We start from the raw sequence: 4,295 nt of genomic DNA, 5'->3' as shown, positions 1-4,295 counted from the left end.
TCCTTCTCGGCGAGCACTACCAGCTTCTGCCCTGGCTGGGTGCGGCCATCATCACCGCCGGTGTGTTCATCACCACGAAGGCGCAAAGCCAAAACGGCGCGCCTGCGTCGGTCCGGATCGAGCCGGCGTCGTCCCGCAGCTAATCCTCTTTGCTCGCGGCGCATGTCCTTATCCCGAAACCGGTTCCCATTTTCGGGAGACATGCTTTAAGCTCGCCTTGACGCTGTTCCAGACAGAGAACAACTACGCATCTTTCGTGAGATTGCTTTCGGCGAAAAAGGAGAAAGCCATGGCCAACGCGGAAGGTCCGGTCAGCGTCGCGGATTTCCGCGCCGCCATGCGGCTCATCGTCGGCAATGTCAGCGTCATCACCGCCGGCGTCGGCGACGACCGTACCGGCCTTGTCGTCATCTCGGTGGTGTCGCTGTCGGCGGAACCGCCGAAGGTGATCGCCTGCGTCAACCGCTCCTCGTCGACCTGGCCGGTCGTCGAGCGCTACCGGCATTTCGGCGTCAACTCGCTCGGGCCTCAGCACCAGCGGGTGGCCGAGCGCTTCTCCGGCTTCGGCGGCATCAAGGGCAAGGACCGCTATGAGGGTGCCGAATGGACGACGCTGAAGACCGGCGCATCGTTGCTCACCGATGCGGTGGCCGCGTTCGACTGCAGCCTCGACGAGATGATCGACCGCGGCGCGCATTCGATCGTCATCGGTTCGGTCGAAGCTGTCAGAATCCAGGACGCTGGGCAGGCTCTGATCTACTGGCGGGGCGGCTATCGGCCGTTGGAAGCCTGAGGTCTGACGCGATCAGACCGAGGCTTTCTCTGCCAGCACCATGTAGTTGACGTCCATGTCCTTCGAGCGCTGCCAGCGGTCGGCCAGCGGATGATAGATGACGCCGGTGCGGTCGATCACCGTGAGCCCGGCGGCGCCCAGCGCCTTTTCCAATTCGTCCGGCCGCACGAGCTTGCCGAACTGATGCGTGCCGCGCGGCAGCCAGCGCAGCACATATTCTGCGCCGATGATGGCAAGGCCGAGCGCCTTCAGCGTGCGGTTGATCGTGGCGACGAACATGATGCCGCCCGGGCGGACCATCTGGCCGCATTTGGCGACGAACAGGTCGACATCGGCGACATGCTCGACCACTTCCATGTTGAGGATGACATCGAAGGTCTCGCCGGCGTCCGCCAGTTCCTCGGCCGTCGCGGCGCGATAGTCGATGCCGACACCGGCTTCCGCCGCATGCAGCTTGGCCACTTCGATGTTCGTCGCCGAAGCGTCGGCGCCGACCACTTCGGCGCCAAGCCGGGCCATCGGCTCGCACAGCAAGCCGCCGCCGCAGCCGATGTCCAGGAAGCGCAGGCCCTCGAAAGGCCGCGCCGCGCGCGGATCGCGGCCGAAACGCGCCGCTACCTGGTCGCGGATATAGGCAAGCCGAACCGGATTGAACTTGTGCAGCGGACGGAACTTGCCGTTCGGGTTCCACCATTCGGCGGCAAGGGCGGAAAAGCGTTCGACTTCTCCGGCATCGATGGTCGATCGGCGGGGCTCTGGCATAGGCGGGTCTCCAGCGCATGACCCCGAAAATCGGAATCGATTTTCGGAAAAGGATCATGCGCAAAGTCAAACTGCTACAGCGTCCTTTGCGCGTCCGAGAGGACGCGCGGCGCTGTAGAGCGTTAGGAAGTCGGGCCCTTGGCGCCAAAAGTCAAGGCAGGGTTTTTCGGCTGCCGCCATGCGCGCCCCGGCAACCCTGCGGCGCGGCCCGGCGTTCTGTCAGCACATGGCAGCTGACTTGCCGCGCGTCGAAACAAAGCGGAATGAAGAACGAATACAGGACAGCCGGCACCGGCAGGAGGATCAAAAATGCGCATCGAGACTTCGATCCTTTGGCGCCGGCTCGACCAGGAAGGCCACGATGCCTGCCTGCTCGGCGAGACGGATGATGGTTGGTGTCTCAAGGGACATGCCCTCTTCGTCCATGACGGCAAGTCGTCCAGCCTTGCCTATGAGGTGAGTTGTGATTCCGGCTGGCGCACGCGCGCGGCGCGGGTCGACGGCTTTGTCGCGCTGCAGGAGTTGCGCTTTGAGATCGAGCGCCGGGCCGACGGCCAATGGCTGCTCAACGGCAAGGGCCAGGCGGAGGCAGCCGGCCTTGTCGACATCGACCTCGGTTTCACACCCGCCACCAATCTTCTGCCGATCCGCCGCCTCGATCTTGGCCCCGGCAAGACGACGCCCGCCCCAGCCGCCTATCTGGCTTTTCCCCAGCTCGAGCTTGTGCGCCTCGATCAGACCTATCGTCGGCTCGACGAAAGCCGCTACGCCTACGCCGCGCCCATGTTCGGTTATGAGGGCGTGCTGACGGTTTCGTTGGCCGGCTTCGTTGTCGATTATCCAAGCCTGTGGCGAAGCGCTGCCTGAGCAAGTTGCGCGATCAGCGCGACAGCGCAATCTCGGCATGGCTCATGACAACGCTGGCGGGCTCGATCGCCTGCATGGCCTCGCTGTCGCCGATCTCGGCTATAATGCGGTCTGCCGCCGCCTGGGCCTGATCCAGGCTCTGCCAGCGCACGACATCCACCCAGGTGCCATCCTCACGCTTCCCTAGGTGACGGGCAAGAAAGCCCGGCTGCCGGGCGAGCCAGTCGGTCATGACCCGGTTGTTGGCGACAAAGCCGGCTTCGGTGCCGGGCTTGAGGCGGAAGGTGACGATTTCCAGGGTTTCGGTCATGAGAAGCTCCAAAGGCCGGGTTTCGGCAGTCTATGGCATGATCGGCGACAGAAATCCGTCAGGATGAGCGTCGTCGGGGCGGCTATAGGCTCGCTCGCTTGCGAAGCCTTGTTGTTTTGGCTAAGGAGGCCGCGCATTTCCGCGCCTGGCTTAACCCCTGGCGTTTCCTTCGGTTCCGGCCGTGCGCCGGCTTCAGTCAAAGGCATTTCGCTTCCATGGCGCGTATCGTGATGAAATTCGGCGGAACCTCGGTCGCCGACATCGCCCGCATCCGCAATGTGGCGCGCCATGTCAAACGCGAGGTCGATGCCGGCCATGAGGTGGCGGTCGTGGTTTCGGCCATGGCCGGCAAGACCAACGAACTGGTCGCCTGGACCCGCGAGGCCTCGCCGATGCATGACGCGCGCGAATATGACGCGGTCGTCGCCTCGGGCGAACAGGTCACCGCCGGCCTGTTGGCGATCACGCTGCAGAGCATGGGGGTGCACGCCCGCTCGTGGCAGGGCTGGCAGATCCCGATCAAGACCGACAATGCGCATGGCGCGGCGCGCATCCTCGACATCGACGGCGCCTTCCTGATCAAGCGCTTCGGCGAGGGCCAGGTGGCGGTCATCGCCGGTTTCCAGGGCATCGGGCCGGACAACCGCATCGCCACCCTCGGCCGCGGCGGCTCCGATACAAGCGCCGTCGCGATCGCGGCGGCGGTGAAGGCCGACCGCTGCGACATCTATACCGATGTCGACGGCGTCTACACCACCGATCCGCGCATCGAGCCGAAAGCCCGGCGTCTGGCCAAGATTTCCTTCGAGGAAATGCTCGAAATGGCTTCGCTTGGCGCCAAGGTTCTGCAGGTGCGCTCGGTGGAGCTTGCCATGGTACACAGGGTGCGTACCTTCGTGCGGTCGTCCTTCGACGATCCCGATGCGCCCGGAATGGGGGATTTACTCAATCCGCCCGGAACGCTTATTTGCGACGAGGAAGAGATCGTGGAACAGCAGGTCGTCACCGGAATTGCCTACGCCAAGGACGAAGCGCAGATTTCGCTGCGCCGCGTCGGCGACCGTCCAGGCGTCGCCGCCGGCATTTTCGGCCCGTTGGCCGAGGCCAACATCAATGTCGACATGATCGTCCAGAACATTTCCGAGGACGGCAAGTTCACCGACATGACCTTCACGGTGCCGTCGGGCGATGTCGACAAGGCGCTTGCCGTGCTGGACAAGCTGAAAGCCGAAGTCGGTTACGATGTCGTGCAGTCGGAAGCCGGCATGTCGAAGGTCTCGGTCATCGGCATCGGCATGAGGAGCCATGCCGGCGTCGCCGCCACCGCCTTCAAGGCGCTGGCCGACAAGGCGATCAACATCCGCGCCATCACCACTTCCGAGATCAAAATCTCGATACTGATCGATGGTCCCTATACGGAACTTGCAGTTCGTACTTTGCATTCCGTCTACGGTCTGGATAAGCAATAGCAAGAACTGAGTCAGTTGTTGCGTGAACGCCGGCCGCGGGAGAAACTGCGGCGGGCGAAATGCCCATTGGAGAACAAGCCGCGATGCGTGATAC

Annotated in this window: 5 protein-coding genes; 3 read left to right on the top strand and 2 right to left on the bottom strand. The window is 63.6% G+C overall.

The window, feature by feature from the left end:
• Positions 1–289 precede the first annotated feature (289 nt).
• Complete coding sequence (locus EOA28_RS26525; protein WP_126081082.1) at positions 290–793, top strand: flavin reductase family protein; 504 nt, start codon at positions 290–292, stop codon at positions 791–793.
• 12 nt (positions 794–805) lie between these two features.
• Here EOA28_RS26525 and ubiG read toward each other — a convergent pair whose 3' ends face one another.
• Complete coding sequence (gene ubiG / locus EOA28_RS26520) at positions 806–1,555, bottom strand: bifunctional 2-polyprenyl-6-hydroxyphenol methylase/3-demethylubiquinol 3-O-methyltransferase UbiG (RefSeq protein ID WP_126081083.1); 750 nt, start codon at positions 1,553–1,555, stop codon at positions 806–808.
• A 309-nt stretch (positions 1,556–1,864) separates the two neighbouring features.
• Here ubiG and EOA28_RS26515 point away from each other — a divergent pair, with 309 nt between their 5' ends.
• The gene (locus EOA28_RS26515; RefSeq protein WP_127251152.1) at positions 1,865–2,422 is read left to right on the top strand and encodes a putative glycolipid-binding domain-containing protein; all 558 of its coding nucleotides are present in this window, start codon (positions 1,865–1,867) and stop codon (positions 2,420–2,422) included.
• 13 nt (positions 2,423–2,435) lie between these two features.
• Here EOA28_RS26515 and EOA28_RS26510 read toward each other — a convergent pair whose 3' ends face one another.
• Positions 2,436–2,732: a hypothetical protein gene (locus EOA28_RS26510; protein ID WP_127251153.1), complete on the bottom strand. Its 297-nt coding sequence runs from the start codon at positions 2,730–2,732 to the stop codon at positions 2,436–2,438.
• A 215-nt stretch (positions 2,733–2,947) separates the two neighbouring features.
• On the opposite strand from EOA28_RS26510, the gene EOA28_RS26505 reads away from it, so the two are divergent.
• Complete coding sequence (locus tag EOA28_RS26505; protein WP_126081086.1) at positions 2,948–4,201, top strand: aspartate kinase; 1,254 nt, start codon at positions 2,948–2,950, stop codon at positions 4,199–4,201.
• Positions 4,202–4,295 lie beyond the last annotated feature (94 nt).

This window comes from Mesorhizobium sp. M2A.F.Ca.ET.067.02.1.1 (assembly GCF_004023285.1).
Classification (GTDB): domain Bacteria; phylum Pseudomonadota; class Alphaproteobacteria; order Rhizobiales; family Rhizobiaceae; genus Mesorhizobium.
The sequence above is the reverse complement of the archived record's forward strand: the minus strand, read 5'-3'. Positions and strand labels throughout refer to the sequence as shown.

What these genes read in the sequence shown, in the direction of transcription:
- EOA28_RS26525 (WP_126081082.1), top strand. Translation starts at nt 290, where the DNA reads ATGGCCAACGCGGAAGGTCCGGTCAGCGTCGCGGATTTCCGCGCCGCC.
- ubiG (WP_126081083.1), bottom strand. Translation starts at nt 1,555, where the DNA reads ATGCCAGAGCCCCGCCGATCGACCATCGATGCCGGAGAAGTCGAACGC.
- EOA28_RS26515 (WP_127251152.1), top strand. Translation starts at nt 1,865, where the DNA reads ATGCGCATCGAGACTTCGATCCTTTGGCGCCGGCTCGACCAGGAAGGC.
- EOA28_RS26510 (WP_127251153.1), bottom strand. Translation starts at nt 2,732, where the DNA reads ATGACCGAAACCCTGGAAATCGTCACCTTCCGCCTCAAGCCCGGCACC.
- EOA28_RS26505 (WP_126081086.1), top strand. Translation starts at nt 2,948, where the DNA reads ATGGCGCGTATCGTGATGAAATTCGGCGGAACCTCGGTCGCCGACATC.